This is a genomic window from Ruegeria sp. YTSA135 (assembly GCF_059610165.1).
The window spans coordinates 123,681-142,496 of sequence record NZ_JBXWNC010000003.1 but is presented as its reverse complement, the minus strand read 5'-3'; the positions used below and the strand labels follow the sequence as shown (position 1 = coordinate 142,496).

The 18,816-nt window shown below is 56.8% G+C and carries 17 protein-coding genes; 11 read left to right on the top strand and 6 right to left on the bottom strand.

All coding sequences use genetic code 11. The features are described from left to right. The first annotated feature begins 23 nt into the window (after positions 1-23). The 5 genes from oppB (at position 24) to AC2FIT_RS05470 (ending at position 6,189) form a co-directional block, all read left to right on the top strand. Positions 24-947, top strand: coding sequence for an oligopeptide ABC transporter permease OppB (gene oppB / locus AC2FIT_RS05490; protein ID WP_068333192.1), 924 nt, complete (start codon positions 24-26; stop codon positions 945-947). 11 nt (positions 948-958) lie between these two features. Continuing rightward, positions 959-1,888 carry an ABC transporter permease subunit gene (locus AC2FIT_RS05485; RefSeq protein ID WP_496827421.1) on the top strand — a complete coding sequence of 310 codons (930 nt, stop codon included), beginning with the start codon at positions 959-961 and terminating at the stop codon, positions 1,886-1,888. A 1-nt stretch (position 1,889) separates the two neighbouring features. Beyond that, positions 1,890-3,695, top strand: a complete 1,806-nt coding sequence (locus tag AC2FIT_RS05480) for an ABC transporter ATP-binding protein (protein WP_496827419.1) — start codon at positions 1,890-1,892, stop codon at positions 3,693-3,695. A gap of 307 nt (positions 3,696-4,002) precedes the next feature. Then, on the top strand, positions 4,003-4,896 hold the full coding sequence (gene galU, locus AC2FIT_RS05475; protein WP_496827417.1) for a UTP--glucose-1-phosphate uridylyltransferase GalU: 894 nt from the start codon (positions 4,003-4,005) through the stop codon (positions 4,894-4,896). A gap of 216 nt (positions 4,897-5,112) precedes the next feature. Continuing rightward, on the top strand, positions 5,113-6,189 hold the full coding sequence (locus tag AC2FIT_RS05470; RefSeq protein WP_496827415.1) for a DUF2793 domain-containing protein: 1,077 nt from the start codon (positions 5,113-5,115) through the stop codon (positions 6,187-6,189). A gap of 33 nt (positions 6,190-6,222) precedes the next feature. Here AC2FIT_RS05470 and fcl read toward each other — a convergent pair whose 3' ends face one another. The 3 genes from fcl to AC2FIT_RS05455 form a co-directional block, all read right to left on the bottom strand. Continuing rightward, positions 6,223-7,200 carry a GDP-L-fucose synthase gene (gene fcl, locus AC2FIT_RS05465; protein ID WP_496827413.1) on the bottom strand — a complete coding sequence of 326 codons (978 nt, stop codon included), beginning with the start codon at positions 7,198-7,200 and terminating at the stop codon, positions 6,223-6,225. A 10-nt stretch (positions 7,201-7,210) separates the two neighbouring features. Then, positions 7,211-8,335, bottom strand: a complete 1,125-nt coding sequence (gene gmd, locus AC2FIT_RS05460; protein WP_496827411.1) for a GDP-mannose 4,6-dehydratase — start codon at positions 8,333-8,335, stop codon at positions 7,211-7,213. A 205-nt stretch (positions 8,336-8,540) separates the two neighbouring features. After that, entirely contained in the window at positions 8,541-9,422 is an 882-nt protein-coding gene (locus AC2FIT_RS05455; protein WP_496827409.1) for a phytanoyl-CoA dioxygenase family protein, read from the bottom strand. Between the two features lie 103 nt (positions 9,423-9,525). On the opposite strand from AC2FIT_RS05455, the gene AC2FIT_RS05450 reads away from it, so the two are divergent. Then, positions 9,526-10,416 carry a LysR family transcriptional regulator gene (locus AC2FIT_RS05450; RefSeq protein ID WP_496827407.1) on the top strand — a complete coding sequence of 297 codons (891 nt, stop codon included), beginning with the start codon at positions 9,526-9,528 and terminating at the stop codon, positions 10,414-10,416. Here AC2FIT_RS05450 and AC2FIT_RS05445 read toward each other — a convergent pair. Further along, positions 10,389-11,468: a helix-turn-helix domain-containing protein gene (locus tag AC2FIT_RS05445; RefSeq protein ID WP_496827405.1), complete on the bottom strand. Its 1,080-nt coding sequence runs from the start codon at positions 11,466-11,468 to the stop codon at positions 10,389-10,391. The two genes, AC2FIT_RS05450 and AC2FIT_RS05445, sit on opposite strands and share 28 nt — an antisense overlap. Before the next feature lie 249 nt (positions 11,469-11,717). On the opposite strand from AC2FIT_RS05445, the gene AC2FIT_RS05440 reads away from it, so the two are divergent. After that, positions 11,718-12,749 (top strand): Ldh family oxidoreductase, encoded by a 1,032-nt coding sequence (locus tag AC2FIT_RS05440; RefSeq protein WP_496827403.1) that lies wholly within the window; start codon positions 11,718-11,720, stop codon positions 12,747-12,749. Positions 12,750-12,814: 65 nt separating this feature from the next. Next, positions 12,815-15,121, top strand: a complete 2,307-nt coding sequence (locus AC2FIT_RS05435) for a Tex family protein (RefSeq protein WP_496827401.1) — start codon at positions 12,815-12,817, stop codon at positions 15,119-15,121. A gap of 155 nt (positions 15,122-15,276) precedes the next feature. Here AC2FIT_RS05435 and AC2FIT_RS05430 read toward each other — a convergent pair whose 3' ends face one another. Further along, complete coding sequence (locus AC2FIT_RS05430) at positions 15,277-15,807, bottom strand: tautomerase family protein (RefSeq protein WP_496827399.1); 531 nt, start codon at positions 15,805-15,807, stop codon at positions 15,277-15,279. A gap of 137 nt (positions 15,808-15,944) precedes the next feature. Here AC2FIT_RS05430 and AC2FIT_RS05425 point away from each other — a divergent pair, with 137 nt between their 5' ends. Next, positions 15,945-16,802, top strand: a complete 858-nt coding sequence (locus tag AC2FIT_RS05425) for a LysR family transcriptional regulator (protein ID WP_496827397.1) — start codon at positions 15,945-15,947, stop codon at positions 16,800-16,802. A gap of 127 nt (positions 16,803-16,929) precedes the next feature. On the opposite strand, the gene AC2FIT_RS05420 is transcribed toward AC2FIT_RS05425, so the two are convergent. Continuing rightward, positions 16,930-17,289 carry a fasciclin domain-containing protein gene (locus AC2FIT_RS05420; RefSeq protein WP_496827395.1) on the bottom strand — a complete coding sequence of 120 codons (360 nt, stop codon included), beginning with the start codon at positions 17,287-17,289 and terminating at the stop codon, positions 16,930-16,932. On the opposite strand from AC2FIT_RS05420, the gene AC2FIT_RS05415 reads away from it, so the two are divergent. Continuing rightward, on the top strand, positions 17,239-17,538 hold the full coding sequence (locus AC2FIT_RS05415) for an anti-sigma factor domain-containing protein (protein ID WP_496827783.1): 300 nt from the start codon (positions 17,239-17,241) through the stop codon (positions 17,536-17,538). The two genes, AC2FIT_RS05420 and AC2FIT_RS05415, sit on opposite strands and share 51 nt — an antisense overlap. Continuing rightward, complete coding sequence (locus tag AC2FIT_RS05410) at positions 17,531-18,289, top strand: hypothetical protein (protein WP_496827393.1); 759 nt, start codon at positions 17,531-17,533, stop codon at positions 18,287-18,289. The genes AC2FIT_RS05415 and AC2FIT_RS05410 overlap by 8 nt, the downstream gene beginning before the upstream one ends. Positions 18,290-18,816: the final 527 nt, after the last annotated feature.

Here is an 18,816-nt window from a genome sequence, read left to right as displayed (position 1 = left end):
GCCAATAAGCATGGGGGCATGAAATGCTTGCCTATAGTCTGCGGCGACTGCTGGTTGCCATTCCGACGATCCTGCTGCTGATCGTCGCCTGTTTCTTTCTGATGCACTTCGCGCCCGGTGGGCCATTCACGTCTGAGCGACCTCTTCCGCCGGCGGTTCTGGCGAATATCGAGGCGCGGTACGGGCTGGACCAACCACTGTGGAAGCAGTTGTGGGACTACCTCTACAATATCGTCGTGCATTTCGACTTTGGCCCGTCCTTTAAGTTCAAGGACCGGGACGTGAATGACATCATCGCGCAGGGCTTTCCGATCTCGCTGACTTATGGGTCACTGTCATTCCTCGTCGCGACGTCCGTTGGTGTCGGTCTAGGAATTGCCGCCGCGATCAAACACAACAGTTGGATCGACTATTTCGCCGTGGGGCTGGGCATCGCGGCCCAAGCGCTGCCGAACTTCATCATGGGTCCGATCCTGATCCTGACCTTTACCCTATGGCTGGGATGGCTGCCGGGCGGGGGCTGGAATGGCGGGCAATGGCCCTACCTCATCATGCCCGTGATTGCGCTTGCGACATCGTATATGGGATCCATCGCGCGAATAACGCGATCCTCGATGCTTGAGGTGCTGAACTCGAACTTCATCCGGACCGCGCGGGCCAAAGGTCTGCCGACCAGAACCGTGATCTGGCGTCACGCGTTGAAACCAACGCTGTTGCCGGTCGTCTCATACCTTGGGCCGGTCTTTGTTTATGTGCTGACAGGTTCTGTTTTCGTCGACATCTACTTTTCGACCGGCGGGCTGGGGCAAGCCTATGTCGGGTCAGCCCTGTCGCGAGACTATGCCGTGCTGCTTGGGGTCACGATCCTTTATGGCGCGTTGACTGTCGTCGTGAACCTGCTGACGGACCTGGCCTACGCCTGGTTTGATCCGAAAATTCGGTACTGAGGGGCGAACCAATGCTAGGAAAATCACAAAAAGCCGCCCAACTGGCTGATGATGTCACCGATTATACGGTCATTCAGGGGCGCTCGCTGTGGCAGGACGCTCGGATGCGGTTTGTTCGCAACAAGGCCGCAATGGCCAGCGTTTTTGTTCTAAGCCTGATTGTTCTGTTCACAATCATCGGACCGTACTTCGCTGTCTGGGACAATGAAGAAATCGACTGGAACGTCATGGGGGACGTGCGCGGGATGGGGATGCCTTCTTTCGAAACCGGGCATTTTTTCGGTGTCGATGATCTGGGACGCGACCTTTATAGCCGCGTCATTCAGGCAACGACCACATCGCTTTTGGTTGGCCTGATCGGGGCGGCCACGGCGCTGATCGTCGGTACCTGTTACGGCATCGCCGCCGGTTACATCGGCGGGCGTGTTGACAGCGTGATGATGCGCTTTGTCGATATTCTTCTGGCGATCCCCGCAACCTTGATCATCATCCTGTTGCTGGTCGTGGCTGGACGGTCATTTTTCATGTTGTTTCTCGCTCTTGGCGCGGTCGGCTGGCTGACCATGTCACGGATCGTTCGAGGGCAAACCCTGACCCTGAAAAACCGCGAGTTCATCGAGGCTGCCCGCGCCGCCGGTGTCAGCGAATTCACGATCATGTACCGTCATATCCTACCCAATCTACTGGGGGTGGTGATCGTCTATGCCTCGCTTCTGGTGCCTGAGATGATTTTGACCGAAAGCTTCATCTCGTTTCTGGGGCTGGGTATCTCAGAACCCTACACCTCGTTGGGCAGACTGATCGCCGAAGGTGCCGGGACGATGGCCTATGGCACCTTGTGGCAGCTTATGTTCCCCCTGACATTCTATGTCGCAATCATCATCTCGATGTTCTTCATCGGCGATGGTCTGCGTGACGCATTGGACCCGAAGGATCGCTGATATGAGCCTGTTTTCCATAAAAGACCTGAGCGTCCAGTTCGAAACCCCGGACGGCGTGGTCGAGGCTGTCAAAGGGATCAGTTTCGATATCAACCCGGGCGAATGCCTTGGCATCGTTGGCGAAAGCGGATCGGGAAAAAGCCAGACCTTCATGGCCGCGATGGGGCTGTTGCCGCCAGCGGGGCGGGCCGAGGGCTCGGCCATGCTGAATGGGAAGGAAATCCTCAACCTGCCCGTTGGCAAACTGAACAAAATCCGTGGTTCGGATGTCGGCATGATCTTTCAGGACCCACTAACCGCTTTGACCCCGCATCTGCGGGTCGGCCAGCAAATGCGCGAAGTTCTGCAAGTGCATGAAGGGCTACAAGGCTCTGCCGCCCGACAGCGATGCCTTGAATGGCTTGACCGTGTGCGTATCCCCGAGGCAAATCGGCGTCTCGATCAATACCCACATGAACTATCGGGCGGGATGCGCCAACGCGTGATGATCGCCATGTCCATGCTGTGCAATCCAAAACTGCTGATCGCGGACGAGCCAACCACTGCGCTAGATGTCACGGTTCAGGCCGACATTCTGGACTTGATGGTGCGGCTGCAAAAAGACGAAGGCACCGCAATTGCCCTGATTACACATGACATGGGCGTCGTCGCACGGATGTGTGACCGAATACAGGTCATGCGTCTGGGTCAGTTTGTCGAGGCCGGAGACGCGCGTGAAATCTTCCGCGCGCCAAAGCACGAATACACACGAACTCTGCTGGAGGCGATGCCCCGCATTGATGCAGGCGATGCGCCCAAAGCGCTGGAGAAAACCGAAGAACCTCTGCTGAAGGTCGACGACGTCAAAGTCCATTTCCCGATCCATGTCTCGGGCGGGCTGTTCGGCCACAAGGTGCCGTTGAAGGCCGTGGATGGCGTGAGTTTTGACATCCGCAAGGGTGAAACGCTGGGCGTTGTGGGTGAATCCGGTTGCGGCAAATCCACCCTCGCCCGCGCCGTGCTGCAACTGATTGAACCCAGTGCGGGGAATGTCAGCTGGCTAGGACATCCTATCGTCGGATTGAAACGAGCCGAACTGAACAAATACCGCAAGGACCTTCAGATCGTGTTCCAGGACCCGCTGGCCAGCCTTGATCCGAGGATGACGATTTCCGCCTCGATTGCGGAACCTCTTAAAACCTATCGCCCTGACCTGACGGATCGCGAACGCAAAGACATGGTCGCGCAGATGATGGAGCGGGTGGGCTTGCAATCCAACATGATCAACCGATATCCGCATGAATTGTCCGGCGGGCAGAACCAAAGAGTCGGCATTGCCCGGGCAATGATCAACAAACCCAAGTTAATTATCTGCGACGAAGCGGTTTCGGCGCTAGACGTGTCCATTCAGGCGCAAATCGTGGAATTGTTGCGAGAACTGCAACAAGAGTTCGGGCTGTCGATGATTTTTATCAGCCATGATCTTTCTGTGGTGCGGGCGGTCTCGAACCGGATCATGGTCCTTTATCTTGGCCGGATTGTCGAACTTGGGGATGGCGAAGTAATTTGCTCTGATCCGATCCACCCCTACACCAAGTCCCTGATCTCGGCCGTTCCAATACCGGACCCCGACGTCGAACGCACGCGGCGACGGTTGAAGCTGCCTGGTGAGCTGCCCTCGCCCATGGATCCCAGGGCGGCATTGCGGTTTCTGCCCAGTCGTTTAGCTGCGGGTCAGTCCGATTATGTCCCCCAATTGAGCGAGGTGAGACCGGATCACTTTGTGGCCGAGCACGATCCGCTGGATGCCATTTTGAACGGTGTTTGAGGGCCCTGCCCCGAAGCCAATTTACACAGCTTCGGGGCGTCTTTGGTCCCGCTTACAGAACGGTAGTTAGTAGAACGACCTCGGTACGCCGGAACTTGATGCCTTCTTTTGCCGCATATCGCAGCAAAACACCGCTGGGTTTTCGTGGTCGAAACGTGATCGTTTTGACTTCTACCCCCTTGGGTGGCACCATCTTTGGGAAATTTGCACGGGTTGATTGTGGGCGTTGATTGTTAGCAGTGTAGCCCCTAAGAGGTCCGCGTGGGACACTAACCAACGACACTGTTCTACTAGCTTGAGAGGTTATATGGTACGCAAGGTCACAAAGGCGATCTTTCCAGTCGCAGGGCTTGGCACCCGGTTCCTGCCCGCCACGAAGTCCGTTCCGAAAGAGATCATGACTTTGGTCGACCGCCCACTGGTGCAGTACGCTATCGACGAGGCTCGTGCTGCCGGCATCACCGAATTCATTTTTGTTACGTCGCGCGGCAAGTCCGCACTAGAAGACTATTTCGATCACAACCTGGTTCTTGAACAGGAGCTTAAAGCCAAAGGCAAAGATGACCTGCTGGAGACGTTGAGCGCCACCAATATGGAAAGCGGGGCCATAGCCTATATCCGCCAACACAAGGCGCTGGGATTGGGCCATGCAGTCTGGTGTGCCCGTCGCCTGATTGGTGATGAACCTTTTGCGGTAATGCTGCCCGACGACGTGATAGCCGCCGACAAGCCATGTCTGCAACAAATGGTCGAAGCCTATGAGGAAACTGGCGGCAACATGGTTGCAGCCATGGAGGTCCCTTTGGAAAAAACCAGTGCATACGGTGTGCTGGATGTGGGTGAAAATATCGGCCCTGTCGTACGCGCGCGGGGCATGGTCGAAAAGCCAAAACCGGAAGAGGCACCCTCGAACCTCGCCGTTATTGGTCGCTATGTGCTTGGTCCGTCGGTTCTGTACAACCTGAACCAGATGAAAAAAGGCAGCGGCGGAGAAATTCAGCTGACCGATGCCATTGCCGAAGACATTGGCAACGGCGTGCCGGTCTTTGGTTACAAATTTGATGGTCAGCGGTTCGATTGCGGCTCGAAATCCGGGTTCTTGCAAGCAACGGTTGCGTTTGCCTTGGCCCGAAGCGACCTGCGTGATGACCTGAGCCAATATTTGCACGATATTGTCGCCACAGGGCAGGCTGCTGAGTAACCGACGCATTCTCCGCAGCACATGCGCGTTTGCGGTGAATGTGCAAGATGCTCCGATGGGCTAAAGCGTTCTGCGCTTTGGCCCATTTTTTATCGCCCAGAACACGGTTAGCAAAATGTTTATTAGGCGTTCGCCCCGGTCAGACGGGATTCATCCACCACCCGGTAATGTGGCGCGCAATTCAATTGTCGCACCGAAAGCCACTGGAGGACGCTCTTGTCACAGAACTCACCCCGATTGAACCTACCGTTTCTGCAACCATCGCAGGCACAGAAACACGTGACCCATAACGAGGCATTGCGGCAGTTGGATCTTGTTACCCAACTTAGCCTAGCCTCGACAAACGCATCGACCCCTCCGACCGTTCCTGATCAGGGTGAGGTTCACGCCCTCGGTTCTGCTCCGACCGGGGATTGGACGGGCCAGGCCGGGATGCTTGCCGCGTGGCTGGACAACTCCTGGCATTTCGTCGCCCCCCGCATCGGCTGGCGCGCGTGGGATGAAACCAACGGGCAACTGACTGTCTGGGATGGCAGCGCGTGGATCGAGCCGCCGGTCGCGACGCAGAATCTTGATGGCGTGGGAATTGCGGCAAGCTTTGACAGCACGAACCGCCTGTCCGTACGGTCGCCAGCGACGTTGCTCAGCCACGAAGGCGGTGGGCATCAGCTAAAAATCAACAAGGCCAGCGCAGGCGAAACAGCGTCTTTGCTGTTTCAGTCCAACTGGACCGGTCACGCCGAGATGGGTTTGTCCGGCAATACCAGCTTTTCGATCAAGGTCTCGCCTGACGGCGGCACCTGGACCGACGCGCTCAGCTTTGACCCGACCACGGGTACCGCAAGCGGTGCCGCCGTTCAGAACAGCCCTGACGACACAACTGTTGGTCGCCTGATGCGGGCGGATTTCGGCTATGGTCCGGGTAACCTTATCGGTCTCGTATCGGAAAGCGGCGGCGTGCCGACCGGTGCCGTGATTGAACGCGGGTCGACTGCCGATGGAGACTACGTACGCTTTGCAGATGGAACACAAATATGCACTACAAAGCTGCCTGCAACGGGATGTGCAAATGCCGATGGGGCGTTGTTTACAAGCGACGCCGCAGTCTGGGTTTTCCCGATTGCTTTCGCATCCGGCCCGGCGGTTTCGGTTAGCGGCGGAGGTGGGGCAAGCACCCGGTTCATCGGCTTTGACGCCCCGACCGCGACAGATGTGGGCTTCAAGGTCATGGCAACCACACTTGATACAACAGCACTGGCCCCAACGGGCGTCGCAATAGGCCGCTGGTTCTGATCTGAAATTCTGCCCGGACGCCTGTCCGGGCCGTCACTTGGCCCGAAGATCCGCATCTGCCTGGGCAAGGTACCAGGCATAAGTTTCTCGAATACCGTCTTCCAACCCGATGCGCGCGCGCCAACCCATATCGGCCAGACGGGACACGTCCATCAATTTGCGTAGGGTGCCATCTGGTTTGCTGACATCCTGCGTAATGCGCCCGGTAAAGCCGGTCGTTTTAGCCACCAAAGCTGCCAGTTCCGCGATCGAAACATCCTCGCCACACCCCACATTAATGTGGCTCAACATGGGCTGGGTGTTTGCTTCGTAGACGTCGCGCGGAAGATCGAGCACGAACAAAGATGCCTCGGCCATGTCATCCACATGCAGGAATTCACGGCGGGGTTTGCCGGTGCCCCAGATCACCACCTCTGCTAACCCGTCCCGCTTTGCCTCGTGAAAACGGCGGATCAGGGCGGGCAGGACGTGGCTGTTTTCAGGGTGGAAATTGTCCCCGGGACCATAAAGGTTCGTCGGCATGACCGAGCGGTAATCGACACCATGCTGCCGGTTATAGCTTTCACACAGCTTGATCCCTGCAATTTTAGCTACCGCATAAGGCTCGTTTGTGGGTTCCAAAACACCGGTCAGCAGAGCGTCTTCTCGCATCGGTTGCGTCGCAGCCTTCGGATAGATGCAAGAGCTGCCCAACTGCAGCAGGTTCTTTACCCCCGCCGCAAACGCCTGATGGATCACGTTACATTCAATCATCAGGTTGTCGTAGATGAAATCCGCCGGAAAGGTGTTGTTCGCGTGAATTCCACCAACCTTGGCGGCGGCCAGAATCACCACATCCGGTCGCTCGGTCTGCATGAAGTCCCGCACGGCGGCCTGATCTGTCAGGTCCAATTCAGCATGGGTGCGGGTTATCAGCTCAAGCGCGTCACCCGCGGCCTGACGATCCTGCAAACGTCGAAGAATTGCGCCGCCGACCATTCCGCGGTGGCCAGCTACATAGATCTTGCGCATGGCGCTCTCCTCAGCCGTTTTCCAGGCTCACCGGCAATTCATACCCATGCTCTTTCAAAAGCGCATGGCGTTTGGCGGTTTTCAGATCCTCGACGACCATCTCGGCGCACATTTCCTGCACTGTCAGCTCAGGCTCCCAGCCCAACTTGGTCTTGGCGTTCGATGGGTCCCCCAGCAGCGTCTCAACCTCGGCAGGGCGGAAATACTGCGGATCAATGCGCATGATCACATCCCCCGGTTGGAGCGCCGGAGCATTTTCACCCTGGATCGCTTTTACAGTCGCAATTTCATCGACGCCCTCGCCCGTGAATTCCAACGTGATACCAAGCTCGGCAGCCGACCATTCGATAAACTGCCGCACCGAGTATTGCACGCCGGTGGCGATGACGAAGTCTTCGGGTTTTTCCTGCTGCAGCATTAGCCATTGCATGCGTACATAGTCTTTCGCGTGGCCCCAATCGCGCAGACTGTCGATATTGCCCATGTAAAGACAGTCCTCTAGGCCCTGTGCGATATTCGCCAGCCCGCGTGTGATTTTGCGGGTCACGAATGTCTCACCACGGCGCGGGCTTTCGTGATTGAAAAGAATACCGTTGCAGGCATAGATGCCATACGCTTCGCGATAGTTCACGGTGATCCAGTAGGAATACAGCTTGGCAACCGCGTAAGGCGAACGTGGGTGGAACGGCGTTGTTTCGCGCTGTGGAGTCTCCTGCACCAGACCATAAAGTTCCGACGTCGAAGCCTGATAGAACCGTGTCTTCTTCTCCAGCCCCAGAAACCGGATCGCTTCCAGCAAGCGCAATGTGCCAATGGCATCAACATCGGCCGTGTATTCCGGCGATTCAAAACTGACCGCAACATGCGACTGCGCGCCCAGGTTATATACTTCGTCCGGCTGCACCTCTTGGACGATCCGGGTAAGATTCGACGTGTCGCTCAGGTCCCCGTAATGCAGATGCAGTTTCGGGTTCGGAACATGCGGGTCCTGATAGATGTGGTCGATCCGCTGCGTATTGAATGAAGACGCCCGGCGCTTGATCCCGTGAACCTCGTATCCTTTCTCAAGCAAAAATTCTGCAAGATAAGATCCGTCCTGCCCGGTAATGCCGGTAATCAACGCCTTTTTTGTCATCTTCTTTTCCCGCGGAATCCATTTTGAAGCATTGCCATCTCAAAAACAGCAAGACGTCCCAGAATGCAACCCAAGGCTATGAACACCACGAGTGTCAGCGGCTGTTTCCTGCCTGTAAACCCATCAAGAAATTTGACCTATAAGATAGCTTTCACAAAACATGAAAGGACAGGCCGGTTCGGCCTGTACGGTCGCTCAGGGCGTGTCAGGTCCCTCCGTACAGCGGGACAGCGTTTTTTGCACCAGCTGCCAACGCTTTGCTCTGATCGCGGCGCACCTGTTCATACAAGGCCAGTGACTGCTCTGAAAACAGTTCTTGCGGAGGGCCAACCGCCACAAAGTTCGACTGCCCGTCCCGACCGCGTGCCAGCATCGCATAGTCGCGATCGGCAACCAATTGTCGCGCATTCGGGTTGAGATACCGGATTGCCAAACCAATACGACGGTCATCGGACCGGTTCGGCCCCGAGCCATGGATGGTCAACCCGTGATGCAGCGACATTTGACCGGGAGCCAATTCAATATGGGTTTTTTCCTCTTCTGCGACCTCAACAGCAATTTCCTGCCCACGCGACAACAGGTTTGTGTCAGAATACGTGTCGGTGTGCGGAAGGATCGGGTTCTTGTGGCTGCCCGGAACGAAATCCATGCATCCGCTTGCGACCGTGGCGGGCGACAGCGCGATCCAGGCTGTCACCTGATCCGGAGTTTCGCCCATGCCCCAATAGGTCAGATCCTGATGCATGCCTACAGTGTGTTCAGTATGGGCCTCTTTGACAAAAAACTCGGCGGACCAAACCATGATGTCAGGTCCCAAAATGTGCTCAACCACGTCCAGAACCCTTTTATCCAAGGCGATCTGTGCGGCCAGCGGTATCACAAGGTGAGCATTGACGCGTTTGTACGTGTTCAGCGGCAGCGGCAGATCGGCAGACAGCCAGTCACGCTCAAGCCGTTCAAATTCTGCACGGCTCTCAGCGGCTTCTGCTTCCGAGAAGACCGTCATGGGAAATAGATAGCCGTCTTCCCAGTACTGCGCGGTTCGGTCGGCTGTTAGGGCGTGTGAAGATTGAGCGGTTTGCAGCATGGTGAGCCTCATGAAATTTGGTCCACCCAGCTTAAACCGAGATAATTACAAAGCAGCGTGGCACCTCTTGCCGGTAAGGCTAAGTTCAGCTTAGCCTGTCTGCATGTCGTCCCGTATCCCTTCCCTCAACTGGCTCCGCGTATTCGAGGCTGCCGCGCGGACCGAAAGCTTTGCCCGTGCCGCCACGCAGTTGAACATGTCAGCGGCGGCTGTCAGCCAGCAGGTCAAAGCGCTAGAATCCCGGCTGGGGACACCGCTTTTTCACCGTCACGCACATGCGGTGACGCTGACCGAGGCTGGCCGCGCCTATCTGCCGTCCGTTCAACAATCCCTGCTCATGCTGGAAACCGCCACCACAGGCCTTTTCGGGGAAACCCGCGAGCAGCGGCTTTTCGTGCAATCCGTTCTGCTTTATGCGCATGGGGTTCTTGCCAATGGCCTGCCCGATTTCCGCGCAGCACATCCGCAGATCGGTTTGTCTCTGACCACTGGTAACCTGGTATCGGATTTCGCCAACCAATTCACCGATTTGCAGATCGTGTTCGGGAACCCGACCCTGTTTGGTACAGAAAGCGATCCATTGTTGCACGAACACTTGTATCCGGTTGCTAAACCTGATGTCGCAGCGCAGATACGCCAGCCCCAAGACCTGTTCCAATTCCCTTTGATCGAGGTTTCGACCCATCGCGCAAGTTGGCCGCATCTGTTCGAAACTCTGCGGCTGCCCACCGGTCAGGCGCGGTATTTTTTCGCCGACAATTCGATCATGGCGGCCGAGCTATCAGCCAGCGGAGGAGGCATCGCCCTGGCCCGCGCGCCTGCATCGGATCGGATCATGCACCTGTCCGGCCTTGTTCCCTGCCTGCCCGACATTCACGTTGCAGGGCAAGAGGCGTATCACTTGGTCTACCCATCCCGCACAGCCTTGCGACCACCCGCGCGCGCCTTTCGCGACTGGTTGCTGGATCACAGCGCGGCGGTCCAAACCCGGTAACGCCCCTGCCCCGTTACCTCGCGGATCAGGCCGCGTCGGGTTAAACGGTCAATGTTGCGTTGCACTGCTGCACGCGACGCCTTTGTCAATTCTTCGGCCAACGGCGCGGACACCATCGGCCACGCTGTGAGGACGTCGATCAACAACGGCGGTGTCCTGCCGCTAAGCCCATCGGTTGCCGCGCGGGCGCGCTGTTCCCATGCGCTGACACGATCCAGGTGCATCAACGCCGCCAAAGCTGCCTGCCCCGCCCCGCGAATCCACGCAGCAAGCTTTTCGTCAACCTCGCCCACTCCGCGCAAAGCGCCTGGCCCAGACAGCGCCAATGGCATGAATTTTGCCCCGCCCCGCCCCATGGAGGCCGCGTGACGTGCCGCAATAATCGCGGCCTCAGTATCCTGTCCAATCCCCGGGGACAGGGCACGCCAGGCGTGAAACCCGATCGCCGCCTGCGTGACCGGGTGTAATCCTTCGGCATTTCGCATCACCTCGGCCAGGTCGGCCACGGCTTCGGGGATATCCTCAATGCCTTGCGCGAGGCGATCCAGAAAAGCAGTAAGCCCCGAGTCCCATCCCCCGTCCGAAGGGCCAGGACCGGATGTCAACCGACGCACCGCCCATCCAGCCCGGAACAAGGCCTGAACGTCGTCTCCGGTTGCACCGATCCGCAAACCAGTCCACAGGGCAAGACGGTCCACGCTGATCCGGTCGCCCGTCCACCAACCCAGATCGGATACGTCCATAAGGGCTAGTCGATGGGTCCATCCATCCGGCCCGGCCCTTAGCCGTTCATCCAGGGCGCCAAAGATCGCCGCCAGATCGGCCAGCTCGAAAGACAGATCCGCTTGCGCCGCGCGCCAGTCTCGGGGATCGAACAGCAAACGCCGATCGGCCATCGGACCGGGAGGTTGAAAATCCTCGATCCGCTCTTCATCCTCGGGCGGCAGAAACCATAGATCGTCATCTTCTGGCGGATCTACATCATAAATACTGCGAGGGCCGACGTTATCGGCATCTTCGTCCGGATCAGGTGTGACGGGCTTGATTGTCATGGCCTCTATAGTTCGGCGATTTGCGCAAGTTCACAAGGCGTTTTTCCGGCCAATAGGAAACGGATTGTGTCAACAATTCCCGCTTACAACATGCCGTGTGTCGTTCGGATGACCCGCACATCGTCTGTCCGGTTATTCAATATCAGGCGAAGTCTCAGGAATGATCACGTATCTTATAGAAACCTTGTTCCCTTTTCCCATCCTGCCGCGTTATCCCTAGTCGCGCGCACGGCAGAGGAGGTGTAGAGCATGAGCGAGATTGTCAAACTGACATTGGATGAGGTTCGGGCGCTCAGCCTGTCCATCCTGACCAAGTCCGGGTTTGGGCCCGAGCATGCCGCAGCTATCGCCGATACGTTGACCACCTGCCAGACCGACGATTGTCAGTCTCACGGTCTGTTCCGTCTGTTCATGTGTCATGACACTATGAAGTCAGGCAAGGTCGACGGCCATGCTGCCCCGGTTCTGGTGCCATCGAACAATGCCATTGCTCGGGTGGACGCAAATGCGGGGATGTCTTTGTTGGCGTTTGAAAAGGCGCTGCCGCTCTTGATTGAAAAGACCCGCGCCCACGGTATTGCCGCCATGGCAATCAACCGCTGCTTTCACTTCTCGGCCCTTTGGCCCGAGGTGGAACGCCTGTCCTCGGTCGGTCTTGCAGCGATGGCGATGGTTCCCAGCCATTCCTGGGTTGCCCCCGCAGGTGGCACGCGCGGTAGCCTTGGCACCAACCCGCTGGCCTTTAGCTGGCCGCGCAGTGGCAAAGATCCGTTCACCTTTGATTTTGCCACCAGCGCCTTTGCCCGCGGTGAAATCGAACTCTACCGCCGTGCTGGAAAGCCCCTGCCAGAGGGTGTTGCCATTGATAAACACGGCAATCCGACCACCGACCCACAAGCGGCAATGGATGGCGCGATGCTGACATTTGGCAGCTACAAGGGCTCGGCCTTGTCGATCATGATCGAGTTGCTGGCAGGCCCGTTGATCGACGACCTTACCAGCCTTGAGAGCATGGAGTTTGCCCAAGGTGCAGGCGGCGCGCCCTATCACGGCGAAATCATCCTTGCGTTCGACCCTGCGCAGTTCAGCGGCGGCCGGGCGTCCGACAACGATGCCCGCGCCGAGCGTTTGTTTGCCGACATTACCGATCAGGGGGCCCGCTTGCCCTCACAAAGACGGTTCGCGGCGCGGGCGCGGAATACCGAACGCGGATATGTCGAAATCGCCAAAACCCTGCATGACGATCTGCAAGCATTGGCCGAAGACGTCCGGGCAGTGTAAAACCCTCTTCCCCTTGGTGATGCGGCTGGCTAAGAAGTGCCTCCAGTTACTTGCAGGAGGCCCCCTTGGACCGCATCGCCCGCACCATCGCCACCGAGATCAACGCCCGCCCGGAACAGGTCGGTGCCGCGGTGAGACTGTTGGACGAAGGGGCAACCGTGCCCTTTGTCGCCCGCTACCGCAAAGAGGTGACAGGTGGCCTCGACGATACGCAACTGCGCACGCTGTCTGACCGCCTGACCTACCTGCGGGAATTGGATGCGCGGCGCGCAACCATCCTTGGCTCAATCAAGGATCAGGGCAAGTTGACCGATGAGTTGGCCCGGTCCATCGCGCAGGCTGAAACCAAGGCGCAGTTGGAAGATATCTACCTGCCATACAAACCCAAGCGTCGTACCAAGGCGATGATCGCTCGGGAAAACGGGCTGGAGCCGCTGGCTGATGCCATTCTGGCCGATCGCTCAGCCGACCCCGAAGTGATGGCGCAGCGCTATATGTCCGAGGCTGTGCCAACCACCAAAGACGCGCTGAACGGCGCAAGGGATATCATCACGGAACGCCTGACCGAGAACGCCGCACTTTTAGGAGAGCTGCGCAGCTTCATGCAGCGTGAAGCTTTGCTGACATCCAAGGTGATCGACGGCAAGGAACAGGAAGGCGCGAAGTTCAGCGATTATTTTAGCCATTCAGAGCCTTGGGCCAAGACCCCCTCGCATCGTGCGCTGGCGATGCTGCGCGCTTCGAAAGAGGGAATAGTTACGCTCGATATCGCGCCAGAGCCTGAGACTGGAGCCGCCCGGGCCGAGGCCATCGTTGCGGCCCATCTGCAAACGCGTGGTGACGGGCCTGGCGATGTCTGGCTGCGCAAAGTGGCAGGGTGGACCTGGCGGGTAAAGCTGTCTCTGTCCATGATGGTTGAACTTATGGCCGATCTGCGCAGCCGTGCGCAGGAAGAGGCTATTCAAGTATTCTCGCGCAACCTAAAGGATTTGTTGTTTGCCGCGCCGGCGGGGGCACGGGCGACATTGGGTTTGGACCCCGGCATTCGAACGGGTGTCAAAGCCGCGGTTGTCGATGCCACGGGCAAGGTTGTTGCGACGGATACGCTTTATCCCTTCCAGCCCAAGAATGACCTGCGCGGTGCACAGGCGACCATTCTGAACCTGATTGCCGCACATAAGATCGAGTTGATCGCAATCGGCAACGGCACGGCCAGCCGCGAAACCGAGAAGATGGTGGCTGACACACTGAAACTGTTGCCCAAGGCCGTGACCGCACCGACCAAGGTTGTCGTGTCCGAGGCCGGTGCATCGGTGTATTCCGCCTCAGAACTGGCAGCGCGCGAGTTTCCCGATCTTGATGTGTCACTGCGCGGGGCGGTTTCGATCGCGCGCCGGTTGCAGGATCCACTTGCCGAGCTGGTCAAGATCGAGCCTAAATCCATCGGGGTTGGCCAGTATCAACATGACGTTGATCAGCACAGGCTTACGCAATCTCTTGCCTCTGTGATCGAAGACGTGGTGAACGCGGTGGGTGTCGATCTGAATACAGCGTCTGCCCCCCTGCTCTCGCATGTCTCGGGCCTTGGGCCGGGGCTGGCCGAGGCCATCGTGATGCACCGCGATACGAACGGTGCGTTTCAATCGCGCAAAGAATTGCTGAAGGTGGCGCGCCTTGGCCCGCGCGCCTTTCAGCAATGCGCAGGTTTCTTGCGTATTCGTGATGGACAAGAGCCGCTGGACGCATCGTCGGTTCACCCCGAGGCCTATGACGTCGCGCGTCGGGTTGTTTCGGCATGCGGCCGGGACATCCGTCAAATCATGGGGCACGAGGGTGCGTTGAAAGGCTTGCGCGCTGAGCAGTTTGTTGACGACACCTTTGGCCTGCCAACCGTACAGGACATTTTCGCAGAATTGGAAAAACCGGGCCGTGATCCCCGCCCCGGTTTTGTCACCGCTTCTTTCACCGATGGCGTCGAGAACATCACCGATCTCAAACCTGGAATGGTGCTTGAGGGCACTGTGACAAATGTCGCGGCCTTCGGCGCGTTTGTCGATATCGGGGTGCATCAAGACGGGTTGGTTCATGTCAGTCAACTGGCGGACCGGTTCGTCAAAGACCCTCACGAAGTGGTTAAAACCGGCCAAGTGGTGAAGGTGACCGTTGTCGAGGTGGATGTGGCCCGCAAACGGATTGGCTTAACTATGCGCAAGGACGGAGGGAGGTCCGCGCGCGAAGATCGGGCAAGCCGGGGCGCAAAAAAGAATGTCTCGCAGTCAAAATCCAACAGACCACAACACGCAAAATCTGCAAACACAGCGCAAAACAATGCAATTGCCGATGCGTTGAAGTCAGCACTGAAAAACCAATGATCTGTTGCAAAGTTTTGCCAAGGGCCGTCTAAGCTTTCACGGGAAATCCGCACGTTCCGTCAACTGGCGGAACGCGATCTTGGCCCTCCCCCATCCATGCATATTTTGACCGTCGCGGCGCGGAGCGCAGGACGCAGAAAGACGGCTGACACTGATCAAAGGTTTTGGGCCTGGTGGTTAGTATATTGCGCAACTCCATTGCCCAACGACCAGTTTTCTTTGACCCCCTCCACGATGTTGAAGAAAACATCCTCGGCGCGCATACCGGGGTTTTGGCAAAGCAGTTCAACCGTCCTCGCGTACAAAGCCTTTTTCTGCTCGGGGGTCCTGCTGTTCATTGCACTGATCTGGATATAGATGACATCATAACTTCGAGCGATGTTCAGGTAACTCGCGCCGTAGCGAAAGTTTGATGGATCGTACTCTGTGATCGTCATGAACTGATCATCTTCCGGCACGCTAAACGTGTCTCGCATCGCTTGGTAAACGCCATCGAAAATAGCTTGGCGGTAATGATCGGACTTCCCTTTGCGAAGCGAAATTTGAACTAGCGGCATTTCTGTTCCTTTCTGCTTGCAGTTTGTTGTTTCGGATTGGGAGATTTTGATGCGGCGATGATCAGAGTTCGATCGTTGTGACATCAATTGGATGGCACTTAATTTTCGCAATTGCAGGGTATGAAGCACCAATCATGTTTCAGGTCACTTTTGTCTCGCGCATCTTATTGGGGCGCTCATCATCTCGATAATCTCTGGCCCACAGGATCAAGAGCTTATACATTAAAAAACGCGATCCATAAGAACATCAAAGATAAGTGTGGGAAATGATAGAACGCCGCCTTGATCTCGATGCTGTGCAGGCATTTGTTTACATAGCCGAGCTGGATAGTTTCACGCGCGCAGCCGGCGCTTTGAGCACGACGCAATCAGCAGTAAGTTTGAAGCTTAAGCGCCTGGAAGAAAGACTTGGCTGTCGATTGATCGAAAGATCCCCCCGTCACGTGCAATTGTCACCGAAGGGAGAGGCATTCCTTTTTCATGCCCGCGAGCTTTTGGCGGCCCACGACCGCGCTTGCGCAGCCTTTGCCGAGGCCAGACAACGGATTGTCATTGGAATAAGCGATCACGTTGCTGGTCCGGAACTTCCGACATTGATTGCAAGAATGAACGCACAAGACCCTCGGCTTTTGATCGAAGTACGGATCGGGTCTTCAGGCGATCTGCTACAGAGTTATGACCGCCGCGAACTTGATGCGGCGATTTTGCGCCTGCATGTCGGTCGAAGCGACGGTCAGCTTATTGCCCAAGAAAAATTCGGCTGGTATGCGGCACCAACTTGGAAGCGCCGCGCGGGAGAGCCGCTGCCCCTTGCAACACTGGCGGAACCTTGTGGCGTCAGGGTCTTGGCAGGACAGCTTTTGGATGATGCAGGCGTTCCCTGGACCGAGGTTTTTGTTGGGGGCGGCGTAGCTGCCGTTTCAGCCGCCGTGACAGCCGGGCTGGGTGTTTCAGCGTTGGCGAAAAGGATGTTGCCGTTGGGCGCAAAAGATGTCGGAAGAGAACTGGGGCTTCCGGAACTGCCGCGCTTGCCCGTCCTGCTTCACTCCAGACTCAAAGATGGCAAGCCCAAAGAAGCGATCGCGGCGCTTGCTGCGGCTTTTCGAAGCGTGGTGCGTGATTAGCGCATTGCGGCATGCTGTGTGTCGAGTTAAGGCCTTGGGGGACTAGCCAGAGGTGGGTTCTACTGGCCTTAGAACAAAAAGATGGGCGAAGGCGGGAACCGCCTTCAACCTGTGTCAAAGCATTTGCTTATTTAGGGACCAGAACCGAGGCCACTACGTGAATGACGCCGTTGGACTGGTTAACATCTGCAATTGTGATCTTTCCGGCGTTGCCGCTTTCATCGTAAACAAACAGAGTGTTTCCCCGCACCTGCGCTGACAAAGCATCACCGGAAAGGGTGTCCAGATGCACAAAGCCGTCTTGGTTTTGCTTGGCCATTTTCATCAGATCAGCACCTGACAATTTGCCCGCAACGACATGAGCGGTCAGCACTTTAGTCAGGGTGTCTTTGTTTTCGGGTTTCAAGAGCGTTTCGACCGTACCTTCGGGCAACGCATCAAAAGCGGCGTTGACTGGGGCAAATACAGTGAACGGACCTTCACCCATCAGAGCGTCGACGAGATCTCGTCACAGTTAAGCGGGCTGCCCAGTGGGTCGGTCTTTGAACTGTGGACAGTGCAGGACGGTGCACCGCCTGTTTCGCTGGGAACTTTTGTTGACGATGGGTCCCTGCCCCTTCGTTTAACGCTTATAGAGGGTTCAACGCTTGCCGTAAGCATTGAACCGCAGGGCGGTTCACCCACCGGAGCACCAACCGGCGCCGTCATCGCAGTAGGAGCGTTGCAGGATGTATAATCTAGTCTGGGCCATTCTTTGGGTTTGCATAGGTGCTTTGCCGGTTACGGCCCATGAAATGTGGATCGAGGCCCCCGCCATGACTTCGCCTCAAGGCCGCTATACAACACCCGTTGTCTTCATTGGCGAAGAACTCGAAGGAAAACGCTATTTCTTTGATCCGGTCAAGTTTGAACAGGCCATCTGGGCCGGGCCAGAGACAACAAATGATTTACGTGCAAACGCGCGATCGCAGGGGGACGTGCAACTTGTTGCTTTTGGGGATGGGCTGCACATCCTCGCATTGCAAAGCTATCCGGGCAAGCACTTGTATCCTACCGAGAGCGCGTTTCTGAAGTTTATACGATCTGTCGGGCTTGAAGGCCATGTGAACACAGCCCAACCAAGCGTCACAGAGGACGGGTACGTTCACGAATCTTACCAGCGCTATGCAAAGACTCTCGTACGTTTCGATGGCAAGAACCAGTCTGACAAACGCGTAGGGCTGGAAAAGGAGTGGGTGCGCGAGCAAGTCGGGTTCCGGCTCTACTCTGGGCGAAAGACTGTCGAAAACCAGCCTGCTTGGCTGTATTGCCGCCCGTCAGAGGGCGGAGAGGTGAAAACAGCCCTGCTGGAAACAGACGATACTGGCCTGGTGCATCCTGAGCTTCCTGCGCAATCTCAATGTTTGTTGAATGCGGTCATTCTCCGCCAACAAGCCGATGGCAGTTGGTTCAGCGAATGGATCTCGACCTTCTTTGATACCATCTAACGGATTGTGTAACCTGTATCAGGACAGCTGGCGCGTTGTATGACGACGCAACCGCCACATATGCCGGGCAGAAGATGGGAAACGGCCGCAAAAGTGATCGTACCGGCTGTGGCCCGTCACGAAGTCAATACCGTGCAAGAAACTCACAAGCCAGTTGCGTGATATTCGGAATTCAAATTTCTGAAATTGGAAGGACCCATTTCTAAAATTTCGACGGTGACCTTACCTATGGTGTAACGCATTCAAGGACAAACCGCTGCACAGGGGTTTGTCATCTCGCTCGCGATGCGACTGTTGAAGAACCCCATCTTGAGGGAACAATGCATGTTTTGAATTGGTCGAAGACTGTGTCAGTTTGCGCTGCCTACACAGAGGGTCGCGGAACCGACTTTGAAGCTTGTACCGGCGCTAGATTATTTTGCATTCTATGGCTTGCAACTGACAAAGCCTTTCTGTCCGTGGCCTTGAACGCCGGTAGTGGCAACAGATACACAGCCGGACCGATGCGTCCCTTTGGGCAGTATTGC

Bases quoted from the DNA above. Each gene is read 5' to 3' on its own strand.
- oppB (WP_068333192.1), top strand. From the start codon at position 24: ATGCTTGCCTATAGTCTGCGGCGACTGCTGGTTGCCATTCCGACGATC.
- AC2FIT_RS05485 (WP_496827421.1), top strand. From the start codon at position 959: ATGCTAGGAAAATCACAAAAAGCCGCCCAACTGGCTGATGATGTCACC.
- AC2FIT_RS05480 (WP_496827419.1), top strand. From the start codon at position 1,890: ATGAGCCTGTTTTCCATAAAAGACCTGAGCGTCCAGTTCGAAACCCCG.
- galU (WP_496827417.1), top strand. From the start codon at position 4,003: ATGGTACGCAAGGTCACAAAGGCGATCTTTCCAGTCGCAGGGCTTGGC.
- fcl (WP_496827413.1), bottom strand. From the start codon at position 7,200: ATGCGCAAGATCTATGTAGCTGGCCACCGCGGAATGGTCGGCGGCGCA.
- gmd (WP_496827411.1), bottom strand. From the start codon at position 8,335: ATGACAAAAAAGGCGTTGATTACCGGCATTACCGGGCAGGACGGATCT.
- AC2FIT_RS05455 (WP_496827409.1), bottom strand. From the start codon at position 9,422: ATGCTGCAAACCGCTCAATCTTCACACGCCCTAACAGCCGACCGAACC.
- AC2FIT_RS05450 (WP_496827407.1), top strand. From the start codon at position 9,526: ATGTCGTCCCGTATCCCTTCCCTCAACTGGCTCCGCGTATTCGAGGCT.
- AC2FIT_RS05445 (WP_496827405.1), bottom strand. From the start codon at position 11,468: ATGACAATCAAGCCCGTCACACCTGATCCGGACGAAGATGCCGATAAC.
- AC2FIT_RS05440 (WP_496827403.1), top strand. From the start codon at position 11,718: ATGAGCGAGATTGTCAAACTGACATTGGATGAGGTTCGGGCGCTCAGC.
- AC2FIT_RS05425 (WP_496827397.1), top strand. From the start codon at position 15,945: ATGATAGAACGCCGCCTTGATCTCGATGCTGTGCAGGCATTTGTTTAC.
- AC2FIT_RS05420 (WP_496827395.1), bottom strand. From the start codon at position 17,289: ATGGGTGAAGGTCCGTTCACTGTATTTGCCCCAGTCAACGCCGCTTTT.
- AC2FIT_RS05410 (WP_496827393.1), top strand. From the start codon at position 17,531: ATGTATAATCTAGTCTGGGCCATTCTTTGGGTTTGCATAGGTGCTTTG.